Annotated in this window: 19 protein-coding genes; all 19 read right to left on the bottom strand. The window is 37.7% G+C overall.

From position 1 onward, the window contains the following. Positions 1-43 precede the first annotated feature (43 nt). A complete protein-coding gene (locus MHB75_RS02270; protein ID WP_340995723.1) occupies positions 44-1,108 on the bottom strand; it encodes a BMP family lipoprotein in 1,065 nt (354 codons plus the stop codon). Positions 1,109-1,169: 61 nt separating this feature from the next. Further along, complete coding sequence (locus MHB75_RS02265) at positions 1,170-1,898, bottom strand: GntR family transcriptional regulator (RefSeq protein ID WP_340995720.1); 729 nt, start codon at positions 1,896-1,898, stop codon at positions 1,170-1,172. 339 nt (positions 1,899-2,237) lie between these two features. Further along, on the bottom strand, positions 2,238-4,598 hold the full coding sequence (locus MHB75_RS02260; RefSeq protein WP_340995717.1) for a DNA translocase FtsK: 2,361 nt from the start codon (positions 4,596-4,598) through the stop codon (positions 2,238-2,240). 83 nt (positions 4,599-4,681) lie between these two features. After that, positions 4,682-6,349, bottom strand: a complete 1,668-nt coding sequence (locus MHB75_RS02255) for a ribonuclease J (RefSeq protein WP_141273076.1) — start codon at positions 6,347-6,349, stop codon at positions 4,682-4,684. Positions 6,350-6,544: 195 nt separating this feature from the next. After that, positions 6,545-7,441, bottom strand: coding sequence for a 4-hydroxy-tetrahydrodipicolinate synthase (gene dapA, locus MHB75_RS02250; protein WP_141273073.1), 897 nt, complete (start codon positions 7,439-7,441; stop codon positions 6,545-6,547). 30 nt (positions 7,442-7,471) lie between these two features. Next, complete coding sequence (locus MHB75_RS02245; RefSeq protein ID WP_340995714.1) at positions 7,472-8,512, bottom strand: aspartate-semialdehyde dehydrogenase; 1,041 nt, start codon at positions 8,510-8,512, stop codon at positions 7,472-7,474. A 221-nt stretch (positions 8,513-8,733) separates the two neighbouring features. Beyond that, on the bottom strand, positions 8,734-9,957 hold the full coding sequence (locus tag MHB75_RS02240; RefSeq protein ID WP_141273069.1) for a M16 family metallopeptidase: 1,224 nt from the start codon (positions 9,955-9,957) through the stop codon (positions 8,734-8,736). A 105-nt stretch (positions 9,958-10,062) separates the two neighbouring features. Further along, positions 10,063-12,183: a polyribonucleotide nucleotidyltransferase gene (gene pnp / locus MHB75_RS02235; RefSeq protein WP_141273067.1), complete on the bottom strand. Its 2,121-nt coding sequence runs from the start codon at positions 12,181-12,183 to the stop codon at positions 10,063-10,065. Between the two features lie 201 nt (positions 12,184-12,384). Next, entirely contained in the window at positions 12,385-12,654 is a 270-nt protein-coding gene (rpsO, locus tag MHB75_RS02230; RefSeq protein WP_087680152.1) for a 30S ribosomal protein S15, read from the bottom strand. Positions 12,655-12,828: 174 nt separating this feature from the next. After that, positions 12,829-13,776 carry a bifunctional riboflavin kinase/FAD synthetase gene (locus MHB75_RS02225; RefSeq protein WP_141273065.1) on the bottom strand — a complete coding sequence of 316 codons (948 nt, stop codon included), beginning with the start codon at positions 13,774-13,776 and terminating at the stop codon, positions 12,829-12,831. An 11-nt stretch (positions 13,777-13,787) separates the two neighbouring features. Beyond that, complete coding sequence (gene truB, locus MHB75_RS02220) at positions 13,788-14,699, bottom strand: tRNA pseudouridine(55) synthase TruB (RefSeq protein WP_141273063.1); 912 nt, start codon at positions 14,697-14,699, stop codon at positions 13,788-13,790. A gap of 68 nt (positions 14,700-14,767) precedes the next feature. Next, entirely contained in the window at positions 14,768-15,115 is a 348-nt protein-coding gene (gene rbfA, locus MHB75_RS02215; protein WP_068454743.1) for a 30S ribosome-binding factor RbfA, read from the bottom strand. A gap of 18 nt (positions 15,116-15,133) precedes the next feature. After that, positions 15,134-15,412: a DUF503 domain-containing protein gene (locus MHB75_RS02210; protein WP_141273061.1), complete on the bottom strand. Its 279-nt coding sequence runs from the start codon at positions 15,410-15,412 to the stop codon at positions 15,134-15,136. Further along, positions 15,412-17,388, bottom strand: coding sequence for a translation initiation factor IF-2 (gene infB, locus MHB75_RS02205; RefSeq protein WP_340995701.1), 1,977 nt, complete (start codon positions 17,386-17,388; stop codon positions 15,412-15,414). The genes MHB75_RS02210 and infB overlap by 1 nt, the downstream gene beginning before the upstream one ends. Positions 17,389-17,570: 182 nt before the next feature. Further along, entirely contained in the window at positions 17,571-17,891 is a 321-nt protein-coding gene (locus tag MHB75_RS02200; protein ID WP_068454751.1) for a YlxQ family RNA-binding protein, read from the bottom strand. A 1-nt stretch (position 17,892) separates the two neighbouring features. Next, positions 17,893-18,165 (bottom strand): RNase P modulator RnpM, encoded by a 273-nt coding sequence (gene rnpM / locus MHB75_RS02195; protein WP_068454754.1) that lies wholly within the window; start codon positions 18,163-18,165, stop codon positions 17,893-17,895. Positions 18,166-18,183: 18 nt separating this feature from the next. After that, positions 18,184-19,311 carry a transcription termination factor NusA gene (nusA, locus tag MHB75_RS02190; protein ID WP_141273058.1) on the bottom strand — a complete coding sequence of 376 codons (1,128 nt, stop codon included), beginning with the start codon at positions 19,309-19,311 and terminating at the stop codon, positions 18,184-18,186. 18 nt (positions 19,312-19,329) lie between these two features. Continuing rightward, entirely contained in the window at positions 19,330-19,812 is a 483-nt protein-coding gene (rimP, locus tag MHB75_RS02185) for a ribosome maturation factor RimP (RefSeq protein WP_141273056.1), read from the bottom strand. Positions 19,813-19,949: 137 nt separating this feature from the next. Further along, positions 19,950-24,287: a PolC-type DNA polymerase III gene (locus tag MHB75_RS02180; RefSeq protein ID WP_340995695.1), complete on the bottom strand. Its 4,338-nt coding sequence runs from the start codon at positions 24,285-24,287 to the stop codon at positions 19,950-19,952. Positions 24,288-24,307: the final 20 nt, after the last annotated feature.

Raw genomic sequence — 24,307 nt, 5'->3', positions numbered from 1 at the left:
AACATCATGGAGGAGTATTCCTCCATGATGCAGTAATGCAAAATTATTTACCTGGTTTTTCAGGAACTGTGATTTCGCCTTTGATGATTTTTTCTTTATATTCGTCAATTTTCTTTTGTGTTTCTGCAGTGATTGCACCGTGAGAATCAGCTAAACCAACACCATCGTCTTTTAGACCGTAAGTGATTGTTTTACCGCCAGGGAATTTACCGTCTTTACCTAAGTTAGAAACGTCTTTTGCAGCGATATCAACACGTTTTAACACTGAAGTTAATACGATGTTTTTGTCGCCAACTTTACCTTCGTCGTATTGGTCACGGTCTACACCGATTGCCCATACGTCTGCATTAGGATCTTTTTTCTTACGTTCTTTTGCTTCAGTGAATAGACCTGTACCTGTACCACCAGCTGCGTGGAAGATAATATCTGCACCTGAATCATACATACGTTTTGCAATTGTTTGACCTTTTGCTGCATCACCGAATGAACCAGCGTATTGAACGTCAACTTTTACTTTCGGGTTAGCTGCTTTAACACCAGCTTCAAAACCAGCTTGGAAACCGTCGATTACTTCACTCTTAATACCGCCGATGAATCCAACTTTATCTGTTTTTGTTTGTAATGCTGCTGCAACACCTGCTAAGAATGAAGCTTCGTTTGCTTTAAACATAATTGATGCTACATTATCTTGACCTTCAACAACTTCATCAATGATTGCAAATTTAGAATCTTTTTGTTGTTTTGCAACTTGTGATACTGAATCGTGTAGTTTATAACCTACAGCGAAAATTAAGTCGAAGTCACGACGAACTAATTTTTGAAGATTTGTAGTAAATTCTGAATCTTGGTTCGATTGTAGGTAGTCAATTCCACCGTCACCTTTTGTTAGGCCGTTTTCTTTACCGTACTCTTGGATACCCTCCCAAGTAGATTGGTTGAATGACTTATCGTCAATGCCGCCTGTATCAGTTACCATAGCAACTGTGAAGTTGTCTTTGTCCTCTTTTTTTGTATCGCCTTTTTTTGCATCATCTGAACCACAAGCAGCTAATAAAGTACTTGAAGCTAAAACAGCTGTTAATGCTAAACCTAAGTTACGCTTTTTCATTTTGGTGTCCTCCCAAAAAGTAATTAGTTGTATTTTCGATAGCAGGAACGAATAGTTGATGTTAAACGCGTTTTCGAACTACGTGGAAACTGAATTTATCAGCTCTAAAGTAGTTTTTAGAATACAGTACCACACGATCGTTATCATCGTAATGGAGCTGTGTTAATAAGAGCAGTGGAACGTCTTGTCCACTCTTGAGTATTGCAGATACTTCTGGATGTGCTCCGACTGGGTTAATATATGTTACCGCATAGGCTACATGAATTTCCCCTGTTTCTTCTAAAGCTGAAAAAATGGAAGAATCATGTCGGTTCTCAAAATCCCTAGGCATGTGTTGACTAGGTACTTGATCTACACAGTAAACGACTGGCTCGTCATTTGCAGTACGAACACGTTTAATCGTTAATATATAATCACCTTCATCGCATTGAAAGCGTTTAATATCTTCTTCATTCGAAAGGGTCTTTGTTGAATTCAAATAAATGGTCCCTGGTTCCATTCCTGCATCTTGAATCATGGATGAAATACTTCTAAGTTGTTCAATGCCGGAAGTGAATACTGGCTTAGGATTGACGAACGTACCAACTCCGTGTCGACGAACAATGATATTTTCCTCTTCCAACAGTCTCAGTGCTTCACGGAGTGTTGCACGACTGACTCCAAGTGATTTTGAAAGCTCAAATTCAGATGGTAGTTTTTCATTCTCTTTAAAAACTCCATTTTCTATATCAGCCTTCAAGTGATCAATCACCTGTAGATACAAATGACGATGATCTGATTTTATAGACATTCAAATCACCACCAATTAGACATCAGACATCAGACGTAAAACATTCCTGCTAATCAGACATTACTATACCATTTTTAAAACATGAAATAAATAGATTTCAAAAAAATCTGTGTTAAAACAGTCGTTTTTTTCTTAAAGCTGTCATGGTTTTACTATTTATTTGTCACAGATGTATATTTTTAGTTATTTATAATTCACTTTTTATACATCTATACTACTCACTCTCACTACGCGTTTCCTTGCTTAAAGTTCCGTTTATGCTCGAAAATACTTACTCGATTTTTTGATTTTTTATTTTCCTTAACCATACATCTCGCATATTACATACAAACATCTGTATTAATATCGATTTTGCAATACTTGTCTCGGCTTACTTTTTTCAGCTGGTCCAACGATGCCTCGTTCTTCCATTTGATCCATGATACGTGCTGCACGTGCATAACCTACTTTTAATTTACGTTGTAGGAATGAGACGCTTGCTGTATCTTGTTCAATCACTAAGTCCACCGCTTGTAAATAAAGCTCATCTAAATCTTCGTGATCCGTTGCTTCCTCTTCCTCACTTGGAATCATCTCTTCTTGATACTGTGCCTTTTGTTGACCGATTACATAATTCACGATTTCTTCTACTTCTTCATCCGATACGAAAGCACCTTGTACACGTACAGGCTTCGATTCACCTGCCGGCAAAAACAACATATCTCCTCGTCCAAGTAAGCGCTCAGCACCCCCCATATCTAAAATCGTTCTCGAATCAATCGCTGAAGATACAGCGAAAGCGATTCGCGATGGAATATTGGCTTTAATAACACCTGTGATGACATCTACAGAAGGTCTTTGTGTCGCAATGATTAAATGAATTCCTGCTGCACGTGCCATCTGTGCTAAACGTGTAATAGAATCTTCAACATCATTGGAAGCCACCATCATCAAATCTGCCAATTCATCTACAATAACAACAATGAAAGGTAGGTGTGGATGCTTTTCATCATTTTCTGCATTAAATCGATCCACATGATTATTATACCCTTCTATATTCCTTGTACCCGTATGTGAGAACAAATCATACCTACGTTCCATTTCTGACACAACTTTTTTTAATGCTTGTGAAGCTTTTCGTGCATCTGTTACAACAGGTGCAAGTAAATGAGGAATACCATTATACACATTCAGTTCCACCATTTTTGGATCAATCATCATTAATTTAACCTCATGTGGTTTTGCACGCATTAGAATACTAACAATAATCCCATTAATACAAACCGATTTACCACTACCTGTAGACCCTGCTACAAGTAAATGGGGCATCTTATTGAGTTGCGCAAGTTTCGCTTCACCTGAAATATCACGTCCTAAACCAATCAATAATTTGGCATCTGGTTGATTGTTTTCTTTTGCCTCTAATACTTCGCGTAAACCGACCATCGCCACTTCTTTATTCGGCACTTCAATTCCTACAGCAGATTTTCCTGGAATCGGTGCTTCAATTCGAATATCTTTTGCGGCAAGTGCTAAAGCCAAATCATCTTGTAAATTAACAATCTTACTGACTTTTACACCGCGATCTGGTAATACTTCATATTCTGTTACAGCAGGGCCGAGATGTACTTCTGTTACAGTTGCTTTCACACCAAAAGACTGGAATGTTTGCTCTAGCTTCATCGCATTTTCTTGAATAACAGAGAATTCGCCACTTTGATCCGTTGGTTTCGGCATTTTTAGTAGTGTCATTTGAGGTAATTTATATTGTTTATTTTCAAGCTCTCCCTCTTCTTGTAGCACCACACCATCCGTTAATTCTTCTTCTACTAATTGCTCAGCTGTTGGTTCTTCCGTAAGCGTCTCCTCTACGCGCTGCGTAAAAGCAGAGATTTTCGGTTCTTTTTTCGGTAAAGGTGGTTGTTCTTCTACTACTTCTTCTACAACTAGCTCTGATTCTCGTTCAGGCATTGGAATGATTGTAGTTTTTGTTTCTTTTTCTACTTTTTGATTTTGTAATTGTTTTTTGACAGCACGTCGATATTTTCTTGCTTCTCTTACTTCTTTGCGACGACTTACAATAGACTCTTTCCAAATAGGCCATTGCTGCATAAGATAGGGTACTAATGCACGTCCTGTAATCAGAATAAATGCTACAACACCGAGTAACCACGCCATAATTGTAGCACCCGTTGTATCAAATAAAACATGGCAAAATGCAAATAATAAACCACCTACCATGCCACCACCAAGCGATGCATCTAGTTCAAGTACACCTCGCTCACTTACTAATACACGCCATGTTTGAACTAGTACAGATTGTTTTTCAGACATATTCTCTTTAAATAAAGCAATTTGACTAAATAATGTTGCACTTGCTAATAAAATTGAAAATCCCCATACAAAACGATTTTTAAATTCTGGTAATGCGCGAATAATCATCATATATACAGCATATCCCGTCATTAGAAACGGAACCACCACATACCAATTACCAAATAAAAATTTCATGACCGCTTGTAGACTATCACCAACAATTCCTAATCTAAAAAAAGAAACAATTGCAATCGCAATAATGGCGAGTCCTATAATTTCATATATTAAAGGCGAAAGTACCTTCTTCTTTGCCGTCACTTTTCGTTTAGTAGGTGCCGCTTTCTTTCGCGTAGTTTGCCTTTTTGTTGTAGTTGGTTTTTTTGTTGTTTTTCTTGAAGTTGCCATGATTCCACCTCCTTTTCTCTATTATAAAACAAAAAAGGATTTCCTACCCGTATTGGTAAGGAAATCCTTTTATTCGTTGCTTCTTAGTATTCCATAATAATTGGGATAATCATTGGACGACGCTTCGTTTGTTGGAATAGATAACTATTCAACGTATCACGAATCTCTTGTTTGATTGCAGTCCATTCATATGAACCTTTACTTACATACTTCTCTACAACGCCACGAACTAATTTCGCAGACTCATCCATTAATTCTTCTGATTCACGTACATATACGAAACCACGAGATAAAATTTCTGGACCTGAAGCAATTTGTTTTGATTTTTTATTGATTGTCACAACGACAATAAAGATACCATCTTGACTTAATAGTTTACGGTCACGTAATACGATATTACCTACGTCACCGACACCAATACCATCAATTAGAACATTACCTGCATTGACACGACCTGCCATACGCATCTTACCGTTCTTATATTCAACGATATCGCCTTTATCTGCGATAAAAATTTGTTTTTTATTCATACCTAATTCTTGTGCTAGTTTCGAATGTGAAATTAACATGCGGTATTCACCTTGAATTGGAATGAAATATTTTGGTCGCATTAAGTTGATCATCATTTTTAAATCTTCTTGAGAACCATGACCTGATACATGTACTTTTTTATCAGCAGCCATTACTTTTACGCCCATTTTTGCTAATGTGTTCATTGTTTCAGAAATTTGCACTTCCATTGCTGGAGATGGAGTGAATGTAATTAAAACCGTATCTGATGGTTTTAAACGGATATCGCGGTGATGTTTACGGATAATTTTTTCTAAACCTTCTAGTGGTTCACCTTGATTTCCTGTAATAATTGCTACAATTTCTTGGTCTTCATAATCGTTCATCTTACTTACTGGGATTACGTATTCTGGGTCGATTGATAAATAACCTAAGCGCATGCCAACTTCAAATGTATTTTCTAAACTTCTACCTACAATCGCTACTTTTTTCTCAAGCGCTATTGCTTGATTAAAGACTTGTTGAATACGAATAAAGTTTGAAGCATAACAAGCAACTAAAATACGTCCTTCTGCTTGATGGAATGTTTTTTCTAGTCTTTCTTTTACAACATTTTCAGAAATTGTATGACCAGGACGTTCTGCTTCTGTAGAATCTGACATCAAAATAAATACGCCTTCGTCTCCTAGTTGCGCCATTTTTGAAATATCTGGACGATACTTCCCTTGTGCAGATTGGTCGAATTTGAACTCACCTGTGTGTACAATTGCACCTTCTGATGTGTGGAACACAATACCTAATGAATCTGGAATACTATGTGTTGTATTAAAGAATGTTACATAGGTTGTTTTAAAATTCATACGACTTTTATTTGTTACTTCAAAGAACTTCACTTGATGTGGAGCAGGCTTCTCTTTTAAATGTTCTTTTGCAAGAGCAATCGTCAATTTAGAGCCATAAACTGGTGCATTTACTTTATTTAATAAATAAGCAATTGAGCCAATCGCATCTTCATGACCATGCGTTAAGAAAATACCTTTCACACGTTCTTTGTTCTCTACTAAAAACGACATATCTGGAATAACATAATCGATTCCTAACATATCATCTTCTGGGAACATTAATCCACTATCTACGACAAATAGATCTTCGTCAATTTCTACGACGTACATCGCTTTGCCAATTTCACTAACGCCACCTAGTGGAATGACGCGTATAACTTCATTTTTAGTTTTAGCCACTTCTTTTCCTCCTAAAATAATCCCGTACAGCAACCACTTACATTCATTATAAGGCTTGAAACCGTTTTTCACAATTAAGAAATGACGGTTCCTTCTATTTTTATTTCAGAAGAAATCTAGCCTCTATTTCTAAAAAATAAAAAACAAGCCGTTCATCTATGCGTCTCAGATGAATAGCTCATTATAATTATTGAATTAAGCAAATGTTTTTTGTGTTTGGAAATAGTGATCCCAAACTTGATCAAATGCTGCTTTTTCTTCATCTGTTAAATTAACAATTGGTAAACGAACATTTTCGTTACATAAACCTAGTTTCGATAATGCATATTTAACAGGTGCTGGACTTGGTTGTGCAAATAGAGCACGAATTAATGGTAATAATGCTTGGTGAATTTTTGCTGCTTCTGCATGGCGTCCCTCTTTGAATAAAGAAATCATACGCTGCATATCTTCCCCAACAACATGTGCTGCTACAGAAATAACGCCATGACCGCCTGCTGCAAGAAGTGGTAATGTAATACCATCATCACCGCTATATACTGTGAAATCATCATCTGTTAAAGAAAGAATTTCAGTCATTTGGTCTAAATCGCCACTTGCTTCTTTAATAATTTGGATGTTTGGAATTTTACTTAATTTTGCTACTGTATCTGGCTCGATATTAATTCCAGTACGTCCTGGAATATTATAAAGCATGACAGGAACTGAAACAGACTGCGCAATATCAGCAAAGTGAGCATAAATACCACGTTGGTTTGGCTTATTATAGTAAGGTGCTACAAGCATAACCCCGTCTACCCCAGCAACTTCAGCTTTTTGTGCCATAATTTTTGAGTAGTATGTTTCGTTGTCACCTACACCCGCGATAACTGGTACACGTCCATTTACTTGATCGACTGTGTATTTTAAGACATCTAATTTTTCTTCCGTTGAAAGCGTTGGCACTTCCCCTGTTGTACCTAATACAACAATTGTATCTGTACCTGTTTTAATTAAATGTTCAATCATACCTGCTAAATGTTTATAGTCAACCATCCCACCATCTTTTGTAAATGGTGTTACCATTGCCGTCCCAATATTACCAATATTCATAAAAAATCCAACCCCTTTATTATTTTTATATTATAGTAGTCCGTCTTCTAACATGGCTTCTGCAATTTGAATTGAATTCAGTGCAGCTCCTTTTAATAGGTTATCTGCAACAATCCATAGATGGAATCCGCAATCATTTGCTAAATCTTTACGAATACGTCCAACAAATGTTGGATCTTCGCCTTCTGCAAATAATGGCATTGGATATTGTTGATTCGTGACATCATCTTGTACAACAACGCCTGGTGCATTTTCTAATGCTTTACGGAATTCTTCTACTGTTACACCCGCTTTATTTACTTCTACAAATACAGACTCAGAATGACCTGCTACAACTGGTACACGTACACAAGTTGCTGCAACTGCTAATGCATCATCATGCATAATTTTCTTCGTTTCGTTAATCATTTTCATTTCTTCGTACGTAAAACCATTTTCTGTGAAGACATCAATTTGTGGTAGTACATTACGTGCGATTGGGAAGTGCTTCTTGTCGCTCTTTACAGGTAAAATATTTGCTTCTACATTTTTACCTTCATCCCACGCAAGACTTTGCTGATGTAATTCTTCAATTGCACTGACACCTGAACCAGATACGGCTTGGTATGTAGATACAATAATATTTTTCAAACCAAATGCTTGACGAATTGGCTCTAGTGCGACAACCATTTGGATTGTTGAACAATTTGGATTCGCGATGATTCCATTATGTTCTTTTAAATCTGCGCGGTTTACTTCTGGTACAACAAGTGGTACTTCTGGGTCCATACGGAATGCACTTGTATTATCAATCACAACCGCACCACGTTTTGCAGCCTCTTTTGCTAATACTTTTGAAACCGAACCTCCTGCACTAAATAACGCAACATCTACGCCTTCAAAAGCTTCTGGTGTTGATTCTTCAATTGTGTATGTTTGACCAGCAAAATCCAGTGTATTCCCTGCTGAGCGCTTTGATGCAAGTAATTTCAGCTTACCAACTGGAAACTTTCGCTTCACAAGCTGCTCCATCATCTTTGTTCCTACTGCACCTGTAGCTCCTACAACAGCTACTGTTAATTCTTTAGCCATTCAAACATCTCTCCCTATTCCAATATATAATGGCGTAATTGTACCATACCCCAATTAAATTGTGTATAATAATTCAATTATTTAGTATATTAAATCTTTTTTCAACTTAAAAGGCTATTGAAATACCATTTTCTCTCTTTTTTTATTTTTAAGTATTAAATGATTTTTAAAATACAATCGATTCATATCCAAATAAAAAAACTCCCAATCAGGGAGATTTTTTAAAATTCACTGCTAATGATTGATTTCGCATGTGGTTGATTAAAAGTTGCTGCGATTTGTTCATTCACCTGCTCAACCGTTACATGGCTTAATAGTTCTAGCGCTTCTTCAATTGTGCGTTCACGACCATAAATAATTTCATTCTTCGCATTGCGTGTCATGTAATCATATGATGTTTCGAGCCCTAATAATAAATCACTTTCCAACTGACGTTTCGCTGAAATTAATTCTTCTTCTGTAATACCTGTTTGTTTAAACTCTTCAATTACTTCAAAGATTGTTTTTTCCATTAGTTCACGCTGTTTCACCGATGTACCACCATAAATCATGAATGCACCTGTATCTTGATAAGCTGCGTAATATGAATATACTGTATAAGCCAGCGCTTTTTCTTCACGTACTTTTTGGAATAAACGCGACGACATCGAATCACCAAAGATATTATTCATGACAAGGTACGGGATTGTTTGCTCATCTGTTACAGCAAGACCCGGGAAACCAATGACAACATGTGCTTGCTCAACTTGGCTTTTCTTCGTTGTTTCTACTGCATGGAAAACAGGCTGATCGAATGTAATCACACCACGTGATTCTTCATTTTCAAATTGGTCAAACAATATTTGTAGTTTTGAAATGAGTGCATCATCAAAATTCCCTGCAACTGATAACACTACTTGGTCTGGAGTATAATGCGTACGAATAAAATCCTTTACTTGTTGCTGCGTGAAAGATTGTAATGTCGCCTCAGTTCCTAAAATTGGTGCGCCAAGTGGATGTCCTTCAAACATCGCTGCCCACAAACGTTCATCTACATCATCATCAGGCGCATCTTCTGTCATTGCCATCTCCTCTGCAATTACTTGTTTTTCTTTTTCCATTTCTTCTGGATCAAATACAGAATGGAAAAACATATCCGCTAATATCGTCACAGCTTCTTCAATTTGTTGATCCATCGCGACAACGTAATAACATGTTTGATCTTTTGATGTAAAAGCATTTGTCTGGGCACCGATGCGATCAAAGTCTTCTGCAATTTGTTTAGCACTACGTGTTTTCGTTCCTTTAAATAGCATATGCTCAATAAAATGTGTTAAACCATTCTCTTCTGGTGTTTCATAACGCGAACCAACATTTACCCAAATACCAAAAGATACAGAACGAACGTGAGGCATTTTTTCTGCTACAATACGCAAACCATTTTTAGCTGTATATTTTTCTAACATTTTTTCACTCCTATTTTAAAAAAGAGGTATACCCTTTGCTTTTCAATTACGTTCGAAAAGCGACAAGGCATACCTCTTTCTGCATTCAACTCATTACATTAAAAATTAATCAGCTGCTTTTTCTTTTTCTTCTTGAACAACGACTTTACGAGAAAGGTTGACACGATTTTGACGGTCGATTTCGATACATTTTACAAATAGCTCGTCACCGATTTTTAATACGTCTTCAACATTTTTCGTGCGCTCATCTTGAATCTCAGAAATGTGTAATAAACCATCTTTACCTGGGAAGATTTCAAGGAAAGCACCGAATTTCTCGATACGTTTTACTTTACCTAAGTAGTACTCCCCTACTTTTGCTTCACGTACGATACTTTCAATCATATCTTGTGCACGTTGAATCATCTCTTCATCAACTGATGAGATAAAGATTGTACCATCTTGTTCCGTGTCAATTTTTACGCCTGTTTCATCAATAATTTTATTGATTTGTTTACCACCAGGTCCAATAACATCACGGATTTTATCTGGTTTAATATGAATTGATTTAATTTTTGGTGCATATGCAGATAACTGTTCACGTGGTTCAGCAATTGTTTGTAACATTGACTCAAGAATCACCATACGACCGTGTTTTGCTTGTGTTAATGCTTCTTCTAAAATTTCACGTGATAAACCGTCGATTTTAATATCCATTTGTAGTGCTGTTACACCTTTAGCTGTACCTGCTACTTTGAAGTCCATATCGCCTAAGTGGTCTTCCATACCTTGAATATCTGTTAAAATTGAGTAGTGTTCACCTTTTTTGATTAAGCCCATTGCAATACCAGCTACCGGTGCTTTTAAAGGTACACCTGCATCCATCATCGCTAGTGTTGAACCACAGATTGACGCTTGAGAAGTTGAACCGTTTGATTCCAATACTTCAGATACACAACGGATTGTGTAAGGGAAGTCTGCTTCATCTGGAATAACTGCTAATAATGCACGTTCACCTAATGCACCGTGACCAATTTCGCGACGACCTGGTCCACGCATTGGTCCTGTTTCACCAACTGAGAATTGTGGGAAGTTGTAGTGGTGCATGAAGCGTTTGTTTTCTTCTACACCTAAACCATCGATAATTTGTACATCACTTAATGAACCTAGTGTACAAATTGATAGTGCTTGTGTTTGACCACGTGTGAATAGACCCGAACCGTGTGTACGTGGTAATAAACCAACTTCAGATGATAGAGGACGAATTTCGTCTAATTTACGACCATCAGGACGTACTTTATCTTCTGTGATTAAACGACGTACTTCGTCTTTCACCATTTTATCTAAAATTTCATTTACTTGTTTTAATGTTGTATCACGATCTTCTGCGTCTGCTAATTTCTCTTCATATGCAGCTACTACAACTGATTTAACAGCTTCGATTGCTTCATCGCGTGCATGTTTTTCATGTGTTTGAATGGCTGCATTCATTTCTGTTTCGTGCGCAGCTTTAATTTCTTCATATAATTCTTCATTGATTGTTTGTAACTGTACTTCCATTTTTTCTTTACCACATTCAGCAGCAACTTGCTCTTGGAAGGCAATTACTTTTTTGATTTCTTCATGACCGAAAACAATCGCTTCTAACATTGTTTCTTCTGGTACTTCAAGTGCGCCAGCTTCAACCATGTTAATCGCATCTTTTGTACCTGCAACTGTTAAATCAATTGTTGAATTTTTTAATTGTTCCACTGTTGGGTTAACAATGAATTCACCATCGATCATACCGATTGTTACACCTGCGATTGGGCCATCAAATGGAATATCTGATACCATTAATGCAAGTGAAGAACCTAGCATTGCAGCCATTTCTGAACTACAATCTGGATCATTCGACATGACCATAGAGATTACTTGTACTTCATTACGGAAACCATCAGGGAATAGTGGACGGATTGGACGGTCTATTAAACGAGATGTTAAAACTGCTTTTTCTGAAGGACGACCTTCACGTTTAACGAATCCACCTGGAATTTTACCAGCAGCATACATTTTTTCTTCGTAGTTCACTGTTAATGGGAAGAAATCTGTTTGCTTTGGTTTTTTTGAAGCTGTTGCGTTACAAAGTACTGCTGTGTCACCGTAGCGTACCATAACTGCACCGTTTGCTTGTTTTGCTAATTGACCTACTTCTACAACTAATGGCTTACCTGCCCACTCATAGCTATATACCTTTTTTTCGTTCATTTATTGAACTCCTCTCTCAAAAACCGTATTGCCATTTATTTTATTTATGTAATCACTAGCTAGTTTATCAAAAATGTGTTTTCATTGCGAAACATTTCATACTTGATGAAGCAATTTTTCATATTTTGGGATTGGCGTGTGATTCTTTTTTTCTGTAACATAAAGAAAAAGCGGGACCAGCCCGCTTTTTCAAGTTGCATTTTATCGACGTAAGCCAAGTTTACCAATTAATTCACGGTAACGTTGAACATCGTTTTCACGAAGATATTTCAGTAAGTTACGACGACGACCTACCATTTTGAATAAACCGCGACGTGAATGGTGATCTTTTTTATGAGTACGTAAGTGCTCGTTTAAGTTGTTGATATCCTCAGTTAGTACAGCGATTTGTACTTCTGGAGATCCAGTATCACTTTCATGTGTACGGTATTCAGCGATGATTTCATTTTTACGTTCTTGTGTTAATGCCATCTTGAATACACCTCCCAAATTATAAAATATCCCCTGTTACTGAGTGATTCGTTGGAGAATCGAAATACCAAGTAAAGGTTCTGTGCTTTTATCAAGTCACTTATGAAATAGTAACATAAAGAAGGTCTCTACGCAACTAAAATCACTGTAAAATAAACGATTCTCTCTACATTACTATACTTCTTTGAAGAAATCGATTGCGGCTTGTTTATCTTTTGTGAGTTGTGCAACAAGCGCCTCAATTCCGTCGAATTTTTGCTCTGGGCGTACCCAATCATACCAATCAATCGCTACTGCTTCTCCGTAAATATTTTTATCGAAACCTACGATATGCACTTCAATTGTTAAGTTTTTCTCGTTTGGATTTTTAAATGTCGGTTTGTACCCAATATTACATACACCGATAAACCATTCTTGTTGTACACGTACCTTGACTACATAGACACCGTTTGCAGGAATAAAACTACCTTCATCTGCTTGTACATTCGCCGTCGGGAATCCAATTGTGCGTCCACGTTTATCACCATGTACAACTACTCCCGGTGTGCGATATGGTCTACCTAATAATGCGTGAACCTCTTTTATATTACCTTCTTTTAATAATGCACGAATACGAGTAGAGCTAATTTTCTCATCATCTTCTATTTGTTTTTCAACTACTTGCACGGTAATGTCCTCACCACATAGCGCTGGCATATCCGCCATCGTTCCACTACCTTTTCGTCCAAATGTATAATCAAAACCTGCTGTGACATGTTGTACACCTAAGTCTTTAATAAATAGTTGGACGAATTCCTCTGGTGATAATTGTGCAAAGTCAGATGTAAACCGAACGACGAATAACGTATCAACACCCGATTCTTCTAAAATCGTGATTTTTTGTTGTAGGGGTGTAATGTAAAATACTTTTTCTTTACTTTGACCAAGAACAATCGAAGGGTGAGGGTCAAATGTCATAACCGCTAATTTTGTCCCCGTTTCTTCTGCTTTTTTTTTCGCTTTATTAATCACCGCTTGATGCCCTCTATGTACGCCATCAAAAAATCCTAGCGCAAGTGAATAAGGACCTGTTAATTGTTCTGAAGTAATTTGGTTTGGATATGATAATTGTACAACTTGCATGTCGTAACCTCCTAGTTTACTTTAGGAAACATCTTTTCGGGTTTCATTAATCCTGTTTTAGTTGGATGTACTACATAAATAGCTACAGCCTGATTATTTTCCACGTACACTATCTTATCAGATTCTTTTAGAGAAGGGTGTACTGGAAGCACTTGTCCATTCGAAATTTCTTTTCGATTTGCATCTGTAATCGCAATTTGTGGGTATTCTGTTAATGCTGTTTCAAGTGGACGAATCGCTTCACTTAATGTTCCCTGTTCTTTCATCTCTTGTAATTCACCAAGCGTTTTACATTCATCTTGTGTATAACTTCCTGACATCGTACGTATAAGTTTTTTCATATGAGCTGGGTATCCAAGAATCTCACCAATTTGAACGGAAAGCGTACGAATATAAGTACCTTTTCCACAAGCAATTCGAATAGAGAACATCACTTCTTCACCTTCATATACTTCTTGCGGCTCAAGTAATGTTAATTCTTTGATTTCGACAAGTCGTGTCGGACGTTCCACTGTTTGACCAGCACGTGCATACTCATATAGTTTACGACCATTTACTTTAACAGCAGAGTACATTGGCGGTGTTTGTTCAATTGTACCTGTTAATAAGTGCAAAGCTTGTTCAATTGCTTCACGTGTAATCACTTTATGCGTATGATTTTGTGTAACGACTTCACCTTCTGCATCTTCTGTCGTTGTTGCAGTTCCAATCGATACAACCGCTTCATATACTTTTCCTGCGTCTGTAATATATTCTGCTAAACGTGTTGCATTACCTACACAAATCGGTAGTACACCTTCTACTGCTGGATCAAGTGTACCTGTATGCCCTACTTTTTTCGTACCTAAAATTTTTCTTAATTTAAATACACAGTCATGAGATGTCATGCCTGCTTCTTTCCATAATGGTAAAATCCCGTGCATTCATATACCTCCATTTACATAAAAAAGAGAGGCTGATCCAATAAAGGACAGCCTCTTTTTTACGATTGTTATCTATCAGATTCGTGCAGTTTGCGTAACAAATCGTCAATATGATTACCGTACTCAATTGAGGCATCAAATTCGAAAAATAGTTCAGGAGCAATGCGTAAACGGATACGCTTACTAATTTCAGAGCGAATAAAGCCTTTTGCTTTTTCGAGCCCTTTTAATGTTTCCTGTTTTTCTCGTTCTGTACCTAAACTAGTAATATAAATTGTCGCTTGTTGTAAATCGCCTGTTACTTCTACATCTGTAACTGTAACAAATCCTACACGAGGGTCTTTTAGCTTACGACCAATAATATCGCCAAGCTCTTTTTTAATTTGCTCAGCTACTCGATTTGAACGTAATGACATAATCGATTCACCTCAGTTTCATAAATATTCTCGATATAAATCAAGAAGTTCCCACTCAGGATTCGACTCTAAATGTGCAATGGCGTGATCCATTTCCCGATTAGCAGCTTGCTTATTCGAGGAAACGGTCACGATTGCTAAGCGTGTTCTTTGCCAAACATTTTGATGATCAATCTCTGAGATAGCTATATTATAACGCTGTTTGGTCCGGACTTTCATCTTTTCTAACACAGCTCTTTTTTCTTTTAATGAATGTGCGGCTGGAATCATAAATTCACATTCCACATAAACAATCATTAGCGTTTAATTTCTTCCATTACGTATGCTTCAATTACATCGCCCACTTTAATATCATTAAAGTTTGCAATTGTGAAACCACATTCGTAACCCTTTGCTACTTCTTTTGCATCATCTTTGAATCGTTTTAATGAAGACAATTCACCTTCAAAAATAACGATACCATCGCGGATAACACGTACACCTGCGTCACGTACTAACTTACCGTCTGTAACATAACCACCTGCAATTGTACCCACTTTTGATACTTTGAATGTTTCACGTACTTCTGCATTACCCACAACTTTTTCTTCGTATTCTGGGTCAAGCATCCCTTTCATCGCCGCTTCAATCTCTTCGATTACTTTGTAGATGATACGGTGTTGACGAATATCAACGCCTTCTTGTTCTGCTGCACGTTTTGCATTTGTATCTGGACGTACGTTGAAACCAATTACGATTGCATTTGATGCTGCTGCTAATGAAATATCAGACTCTGTAATCGCACCTGCACCTGTGTGAATAATTTTCACGTTAACGCCTTCTACTTCAATTTTCATTAATGAAGCAGCCATCGCTTCTACTGTACCTTGTACGTCAGCTTTTACGATTAAGTTTAATTCTTTCATATCGCCTTGTTTCATTTGGTCGAATAGGTTATCTAAAGTTACACGTTGACCTTCACCACGTTGTTCTTGGATTGCTGTCATTTCGCGTGCTTCTGCTACTTGACGTGCAGATTTCTCATCATCGAATACAACGAAACGATCACCCGCTTGTGGCACATCACTTAAACCTGTGATTTCAACTGGTGTTGATGGACCTGCTTCTTTTACACGACGACCATGGTCATTAATCATCGCACGTACACGACCGTGAGCATGACCTACAACGATTGGGTCACCTACTTTTAATGTACCATTCTGTACTAAAAGTGTTGCAACTGAACCGCGACCTTTATCAAGTTGTGCTTCAATTACAGTACCCATTGCATTACGTTTTGGATTTGCTTTTAATTCGCCTACTTCTGAAACTAATAAAATCATTTCAAGAAGTTGGTCAATTCCTTCACCTTTTAGTGCAGAAATTGGTACGAAGATTGTTTCGCCACCCCAAGATTCTGCTACTAAACCATGTTCCATTAATTCTTGCATAACACGATCTGGGTTCGCTGAAGGTTTATCCATTTTGTTTACTGCAACGATGATTGGAACCTCTGCAGCTTTCGCATGGTTGATTGCTTCAACTGTTTGTGGCATAACACCATCATCAGCTGCTACAACTAGAATTGTTAAATCAGTAACTTTTGCACCACGTGCACGCATTGTTGTGAATGCAGCATGTCCTGGTGTATCAAGGAATGTGATTTTTTTGCCTTCTACTTCTACTTGGTAAGCACCGATATGTTGTGTGATACCACCTGCTTCACCCGCAGTTACTTTTGTGTTACGAATTGAGTCTAGTAATGTTGTTTTACCGTGGTCAACGTGACCCATAATTGTTACAACTGGAGGACGCTCTACTGCTTCAGCATCTTCTACTACTTCTTCATCTTCGAAATATGTTTCTAAATCGGTACGGTCAATACGAATTTCTTCTTCTACTTCTACACCGTAGTCTGTAGCGATTAATTCGATTGTATCTTTATCTAATTCTTGGTTAATTGTTGCCATTACACCAAGTAAGAATAATTTTTTAACGATTTCTGAAGGCTCGCGACCTAGCTCTTTCGCTAACTCTCCTACAGTTAATGATTCATAGAACGTGATTTTTTCTGGTAATGCTTTTGGTGCTACAGGTTGTGGAGCTGGACGGTTTTTACGACGTTGACCTCCGTTAATTCCTGGACGACGACGTTGTTGTGGACGACCACCTGCTTGTCCTCCGCGGTTTTGTCCGCCACGATTTTGTTGTCCGCCACGACCTGCGTTATTGCCGCCTGAAGACGGGCGTGAAGTATTTGTTTTATTATTATTATTAGATGAGTTATTTGTCATAGTACATCCTTATTCATATGAAATTTTTGAGTGTTCGCTATTAATTTCTTACATCGTCATCGAACTAATAGCAGGACGAGTTCCTGGCTGTCCCTTGGCGCTCATTGATGACTTGGTGAAATAAGGACTTTCACACTTGGATCTTATTTGACAGCTTCTGTCTTGATTCCTCATGTACTGCATTATTGTGATTCAAGTTGTTGGAATAACTCCGACAGTTTTTTCGCAAAACCGCGGTCCATAATTGCTAAGGATACACGTGTTTCTCGACCTGTCGCATGACCTAGTACTTCACGTGTACTAAATTCATGCAATTCAACTTGAAATGAGTTACATTTATCGCGCAACTTTTTTTGCGTATTCTTTGAAGCATCTGTGGATAAAATCACAAGTTTAGCCGATTGTCCTCGAACTTCCTTCACCACTTGTTCTTCGCCTGATACTACTTGTCTTGCTCTCGCTGCAATTCCTAGTAAATTTAAAATGGCTTGTTCAGTTGTCATGTTATTTACCCTTTCGAATAACTGCTAGCAAATCATCATAGATGTGTTCTGGAATTTCAACTTCTAATTGATTTTTCAAAACATTCTTCTTCTTTGCTGCTTCTACTGCAGCTTCTGATTTCGATACGTAAGCACCGCGACCAGACTTTTTACCAGTCTCGTCTACGGATACTTCACCTTCTTTTGAACGTACAACACGTACCATGTCCTTTTTTGGTAACATGTCACCTGTTGCACAACATTTTCTTAATGGTACTTTTCGATTGACTGGCATCTTCTAAACACCTTTCAATTAATCTTCGTCGTGATATAAATCGATTTCTACATCTTCTTCTACAGATGGCTCTTCTTTTACAACGATTGTTGCATTCGCTGGGTCATATAGGCCTTGCTCTATTGCGTCTGTTTCAGATTTAATATCGATTTTCCAACCTGTTAATTTCGCTGCTAAACGTGCATTTTGACCACGTTTACCAATTGCTAATGATAGTTGGTAATCTGGTACGACAACTAATGTTGATTTTTCTTCTTCATTTACTTGAACATCTAATACTTTTGATGGGCTAAGTGCGTTCGCTACGAATTCAACTGGATCTTCTGACCATTCTACAATGTCAATTTTCTCACCGTTTAATTCATTTACAATTGTTTGGACACGTGCACCTTTTGTACCAACACATGCACCAACTGGATCTACTTCATCGTTATGCGCGATAACAGAGATTTTTGAACGATCTCCTGCTTCACGTGCAATTGTTTTGATTTCAACTGTACCTTCAAAAATTTCTGGTACTTCTAATTCAAATAGACGGCGTAATAAACCTGGGTGTGTTCTTGAAACGAATACTTGAGGTCCTTTAGAAGAACGTTCTACTTTTGTAATGTACACTTTAATACGATCGTGTGGCTCATATGATTCACCTGGAATTTGCTCGTTCGGTAATAATACCGCTTCGATTTTGCCAATTCCTACATAGATATTACGTGCATCCAGACGTTCTACAACACCGTTGATAATATCGTCTGCACGATCTACATACTCTTCATAAATTAAGCCACGTTCTGCTTCGCGGAAACGTTGTGTCATAATTTGTTTTGCTGTTGTTGCTGCAATACGTCCGAAGTCGCGTGGCACTTCCTCTGTTTCAACAATGTCACCAATCTCATACGCTGGGTTGATTTGGCGTGCATCCTCTAACGACATTTCTAATAAATCGTCCTCTGACTTTTCAACAACTTCTCTGCGTGAATAGAGATGCATTGTTCCTTTATCAAGGTTTAAGTCCACACGTACATTCGCTTCGTCATAGTTCTTCTTATATGCTGTAATTAATGCCGCTTCAATTGCATCTACGATAATTTCACGTGAGATTCCTTTTTCTTCAAGCGCTTTAAGAGCACCTACTAGTTCCTTGCCCATTTTTGTTTCACTCCTAGATTATTGTTCTTTAGAAAAATCAATTGCTAAGCGAGCTGCCGCAATTTTCTCTTTCGGAATTAATACTTTTACTTTTCTTGTTTTGATTAACATGTCTAATGCGGCACCTTCATCTGTATAAGATGTTAAGTAACCTTCAAATACTTTTTTGCCATCAATTGCTTCGTATGTCTTGATGTGAACGTATTGGCCAATTGCTTGAATGTAATCAGCTTCCTTTTTTAAAGGGCGTTCCGCTCCTGGAGAAGATACTTCAAGGTAATAATTTTGTGAAATCGGATCTTTTTCATCTAACTTTTCGCTTAAACGCTCACTCACTTGTGCGCATTGATCGATATCAATATTGCCTTCAGGAGTATCAACATATACACGTAAAAACCAATCGCGCCCCTCTTTTACAAACTCAACCTCTACTAGCTCCAATGTAAGCTCCTCAACGATTGGCTTTACAAGTTCTTCGATTTCCGTAGTAATTTTGCTCATACAATCCTCCTGACTTTAGAGTTACTGATAAATACAAACAGAAAAGAGTGAGGAATCCCCACTCTTTTGCCGTCTGTTCTATCAACAAAGTAATTGTTTTTATTTTAGCATCAATTCACGATTTATGCAAGTAAACCCTAGAATAACGATAATTGATTGGCATCTGGCATACCTTCTAAACAACCTAATTTATCCATATACTCAATCAATGTTTTCGATACGCGACCACGAATTTGTAAATCTTCTTTTGATAAAAATTCACCATCTTGTCTTGCACGTACAATCGCTTCAGCTACGTTATTTCCCAAACCTGGAATTGCATTGAATGGTGGAATTAAAGAATCCCCATCAATGACAAATTCTGTTGCTTTTGAGCGATATAAATCCACTTTTTGAATCGTTAAACCACGTTCTGTCATTTCTAAAGCAAGTTCTAAAACTGTTTGTAAAGAGCGCTCTTTAACCGATGCCTCTAATCCCTTGCTCTCAATTTCTTCAATACGTGCTTTGATTGTTTCAGAGCCATTCACCATCGCAAGTAAATCAAAATCAGAGGCACGAACTGTAAAGTACGCACAGTAGTAAACGATTGGGAAATGAACTTTAAAATACGCAATACGCACCGCCATTAAGACATAGGCAGCCGCATGGGCTTTCGGGAACATGTACTTAATTTTCTTACATGATTCGATATACCATTTCGGTACATTTTCAGCCATCATCGCTTCTTCCATATCTTCTGTTAAGCCTTTACCTTTACGCACATGTTCCATAATTTTAAAGGCTAGTGAAGGTTCTAATCCTTGATAGATTAAATAAACCATAATATCGTCACGACAACCGATTACTTCAGATAATACGCACGTTCCATTTTCAATCAGCTCACTTGCATTGCCAAGCCATACATCTGTTCCATGTGAAAGCCCTGAAATTTGAACTAACTCTGAGAAAGTAGATGGTTTCGTTTCTTCTAACATGCCACGTACAAACTTCGTACCAAACTCAGGAATACCATACGTTCCTGTTTTGGCTTTAATTTGTTCAGGTGTTACACCAAGCGGTTCGGGTCCTTGGAAGATTGCCATTACTTCTGGATCGTCTGTTGGAATGGTTTTTGGGTCAATCCCTGTTAAATCAAGTAACATACGAATAACAGTCGGATCATCGTGTCCAAGTATATCGAGTTTTAAAATATTATCATGAATTGAATGGAAGTCGAAGTGTGTTGTTCGCCATTCTGAACCTTGATCATCTGCTGGATATTGAATCGGTGTAAAATCGAAAATATCCATATAGTTCGGTACAACAATGATACCACCAGGGTGCTGTCCTGTTGTTCGTTTCACGCCTGTACAACCTTGAACGAGGCGGTCTACTTCTGCTCCTCTAAAGTTAATATTATGGTCTGTTCCATATCCTTTTACATAACCATATGCCGTCTTTTCAGCTACTGTACCAATTGTTCCAGCACGAAACGCATAGTCTTCACCGAACAATACTTTTGTATAGTTATGCGCCTGTGGTTGATACTCACCTGAGAAGTTCAAGTCAATATCGGGTACCTTGTCTCCCTTGAACCCTAAGAAGGTTTCAAACGGAATATCTTGTCCATCTTTACTGTATGGAACATGACAATCTGGACAATCTTTATTTGGTAAATCGTAACCTGAACCTACAGAACCATCATCGAAGAACTCTGATTTTTTACAGTTTGGACAGACATAGTGCGGCGGCAATGGATTTACTTCTGTAATCTCCATAAAGGTCGCAACGAGTGACGAACCTACAGAACCACGCGAACCTACTAAATAACCATCAGACAATGATTTTTTTACAAGCTTATGCGAAATTAAATAGATGACAGAGAAACCATGACCGATAATCGACTTCAACTCTTTATCAATTCGTTTTTCGACAATTTCAGGTAATTCCTCACCATAAATATGATGCGCCATCTCATATGTCATGCGACGTACTTCATCTTCTGCACCATCAATTTTTGGTGTATATAAATCATCTTTTAATGGAATAACTTCATCCATTTGTTCAGCTAAGGCACGCGAATTATCTACAACAATGCGTTTTGCCTCATCATCACCTAAAAAAGCAAATTCGTCGAGCATTTCATTCGTTGTTCTAAAATGTACGTCTGGCAGTGTATTTCGGTTTAAAGGATTCGCACCGCCCTGTGAACGAATCAGAATCTGTCTAAAAATCGCATCTTCTTTGTGTAGGTAATGTACGTTCCCTGTCGCAATAACAGGCTTATCTAGCTTCTTCCCAACTTTAATAATTTTACGGATAATATCTTGCATGTTCCACTCATCTTTAATTAACTCGGATTCAATGAGTGGCGCATAGACTGCTGGTGGATGTACTTCTAAATAATCATAGAACTTCGCAATTTCCATCGCTTCATCTAATGACTTTTGCATGACTGCTGTAAAGAATTCCCCTTTACTACATCCTGACCCTACAATTAAACCTTCGCGATAACGCTGTAGTGTTGAACGCTTAATACGCGGCATACGGTAGAATGTCTCTGTATAAGATTCACTCAACATTTTGAACATATTTTTTAGACCATCATTTGTTTTTGCAAGTACCGTACAATGTGTTGGTCGTGCACGTTTGTAAGCATCTCCACCACCGATATATTTATTAAAGTCATCATGATATACGATTCCTTTTGCAGTTGCTTCCTTCATTAAATGAAGTAGTAAGTAACCTGTCGCTTCCGTATCATAAATCGCACGGTGATGCTGTGTTAATTCGATATTGAATTTTTTACATAATGTATTTAAACGGTGGTTCTTCATCGTTGGATGTAAAAAACGTGCCAACTCTAATGTATCAATTACAGGGTGATGGAAATCATCAATATTCGCTTGTTTATATGCTTCATACAAGAAACCAATATCAAATGATGCGTTATGTGCAACGACAATACCATCACCAATAAAGTCATGGAATTTCGCAATCATATCGACGACTTCCGGCGCATCCTGTACCATATCATCTGTGATACCTGTCAATTCAATCGTTGTAGAAGATAATTTATGATGTGGATTTGCAAAACTTTCAAATTTATCCACTACTTCACCATTTACAATCTTAACAGCAGCTAATTCGATGATTGTATCATAGGCTGCAGATAGACCTGTTGTCTCAACGTCAAAGACGACATATGTCGCATCTTCTAACGCGATATGTTGTTCATCATAAGCGATTGGTACACCATCCTCTACAAGATTAATTTCGACACCGTAAATTACTTTTACGCCATGCTTTTTCCCTGCATTATGTGCATCAGGGAATGATTGTGCTACGTTGTGATCGGTAATTGCAATGGCTGGGTGTCCCCACTTTGCAGCTGCTGCAATTAAATCAGCTGTTGGTGTAACGGCATCCATCGTACTCATCGGTGTATGTAGATGCAGTTCAACACGCTTTTCATCTTCAGGTGCTGTATCTTGTCGAATAACCGGTTTTGTTTCAACGATATCTTGTGCCATCACAATTAAATCACGCACGAATGTATCATTTTGTACAGAACCTCGTACCTTTACCCACATCCCTTTTTTCGCCATCTGCATAATAGCTGCATCTTCTTTATCACGTGAGAACATCTTCACAAGAATCGAGTCTGTATAATCGGATACTTTCAATGTTAATAATGAACGACCACTTCGCAGCTCTTTCACTTCTGCATCGAATACAAAACCTTCAATAATAATGCGACGTTCTTCATCTTGGATTTGATGAATCTCCATAAAGTTTTCATCATTTTTAATTGGAATGCCTAGTTGGAATGGTTGATTTGATACATCAATACCATCTGGATTTTGTTGACGTTCCTTCTCACGTTTTTGTAAGTCTTCCACTGCTTTTTTCGAAATTTCTTCTTCTTCAATACGACGCTGTTCTAAGAATTTTTGCTGTGCTTCCGCCATCTCCTGCGTAACATCCTTCACTTGGAAATCAAAATGTAATGGTGGGAATCCATATTGCTGATAAGTTTCACTTAACTTTTCTGCATATTTATTACGGAGTGTTGCTTGTTCAAAGTCTTGGTTACAGTATAGAACCAGCTTCTGTCCCATCATTTCAGGTACTTGCTTCGATAAAATTTCACGTAATGGGGGCGATAATTCATCTTGGTCTTGTACGACGCGCGTCCAATAAGAACGAATAAGCTCCTCATCTATTTCAGGTTGTGCAACTGTAATGGCTAATTGTGTTGTTGCAATACTTTTAAAAGCATTCATCACATGTTGCTCAAAACGCGCGAAATAACTATACGGTAAAATACGGGGTAGCTTTAAAGCAAATAACCATACACGTTTTGATTTTTGAACCGTTAAGCGCTGTAATTCACCGCCTTCTACATAGTGAAGATCTTGGTCTTCAGTTAAACCAATTTGTTGTAACAAAATATGAAACTGTTGACGTGCTTCTGCTGCTTCTTGTGACATATAAATCTCCTTTCATTTAA

Origin of the sequence: Kurthia sp. FSL E2-0154, assembly GCF_038003625.1 — a bacterium.
Lineage (GTDB): Bacteria > Bacillota > Bacilli > Bacillales_A > Planococcaceae > Kurthia > Kurthia gibsonii.
Note: the sequence above shows the minus strand (reverse complement) of the source record. Positions and strands in the feature narration are given on the sequence as shown.

Bases quoted from the DNA above. Each gene is read 5' to 3' on its own strand.
- MHB75_RS02270 (WP_340995723.1), bottom strand. From the start codon at position 1,108: ATGAAAAAGCGTAACTTAGGTTTAGCATTAACAGCTGTTTTAGCTTCA.
- MHB75_RS02265 (WP_340995720.1), bottom strand. From the start codon at position 1,898: ATGTCTATAAAATCAGATCATCGTCATTTGTATCTACAGGTGATTGAT.
- MHB75_RS02260 (WP_340995717.1), bottom strand. From the start codon at position 4,598: ATGGCAACTTCAAGAAAAACAACAAAAAAACCAACTACAACAAAAAGG.
- dapA (WP_141273073.1), bottom strand. From the start codon at position 7,441: ATGAATATTGGTAATATTGGGACGGCAATGGTAACACCATTTACAAAA.
- MHB75_RS02245 (WP_340995714.1), bottom strand. From the start codon at position 8,512: ATGGCTAAAGAATTAACAGTAGCTGTTGTAGGAGCTACAGGTGCAGTA.
- MHB75_RS02240 (WP_141273069.1), bottom strand. From the start codon at position 9,957: ATGTTAGAAAAATATACAGCTAAAAATGGTTTGCGTATTGTAGCAGAA.
- pnp (WP_141273067.1), bottom strand. From the start codon at position 12,183: ATGAACGAAAAAAAGGTATATAGCTATGAGTGGGCAGGTAAGCCATTA.
- rpsO (WP_087680152.1), bottom strand. From the start codon at position 12,654: ATGGCATTAACACAAGAACGTAAAAATGAAATCATCGCTGAATACCGT.
- MHB75_RS02225 (WP_141273065.1), bottom strand. From the start codon at position 13,776: ATGCAAGTTGTACAATTATCATATCCAAACCAAATTACTTCAGAACAA.
- truB (WP_141273063.1), bottom strand. From the start codon at position 14,699: ATGCACGGGATTTTACCATTATGGAAAGAAGCAGGCATGACATCTCAT.
- rbfA (WP_068454743.1), bottom strand. From the start codon at position 15,115: ATGTCATTACGTTCAAATCGAGTAGCTGAGCAAATTAAAAAAGAGCTT.
- MHB75_RS02210 (WP_141273061.1), bottom strand. From the start codon at position 15,412: ATGATTGTTTATGTGGAATGTGAATTTATGATTCCAGCCGCACATTCA.
- infB (WP_340995701.1), bottom strand. From the start codon at position 17,388: ATGACAAATAACTCATCTAATAATAATAATAAAACAAATACTTCACGC.
- MHB75_RS02200 (WP_068454751.1), bottom strand. From the start codon at position 17,891: ATGACAACTGAACAAGCCATTTTAAATTTACTAGGAATTGCAGCGAGA.
- rnpM (WP_068454754.1), bottom strand. From the start codon at position 18,165: ATGCCAGTCAATCGAAAAGTACCATTAAGAAAATGTTGTGCAACAGGT.
- nusA (WP_141273058.1), bottom strand. From the start codon at position 19,311: ATGGGCAAGGAACTAGTAGGTGCTCTTAAAGCGCTTGAAGAAAAAGGA.
- rimP (WP_141273056.1), bottom strand. From the start codon at position 19,812: ATGAGCAAAATTACTACGGAAATCGAAGAACTTGTAAAGCCAATCGTT.
- MHB75_RS02180 (WP_340995695.1), bottom strand. From the start codon at position 24,287: ATGTCACAAGAAGCAGCAGAAGCACGTCAACAGTTTCATATTTTGTTA.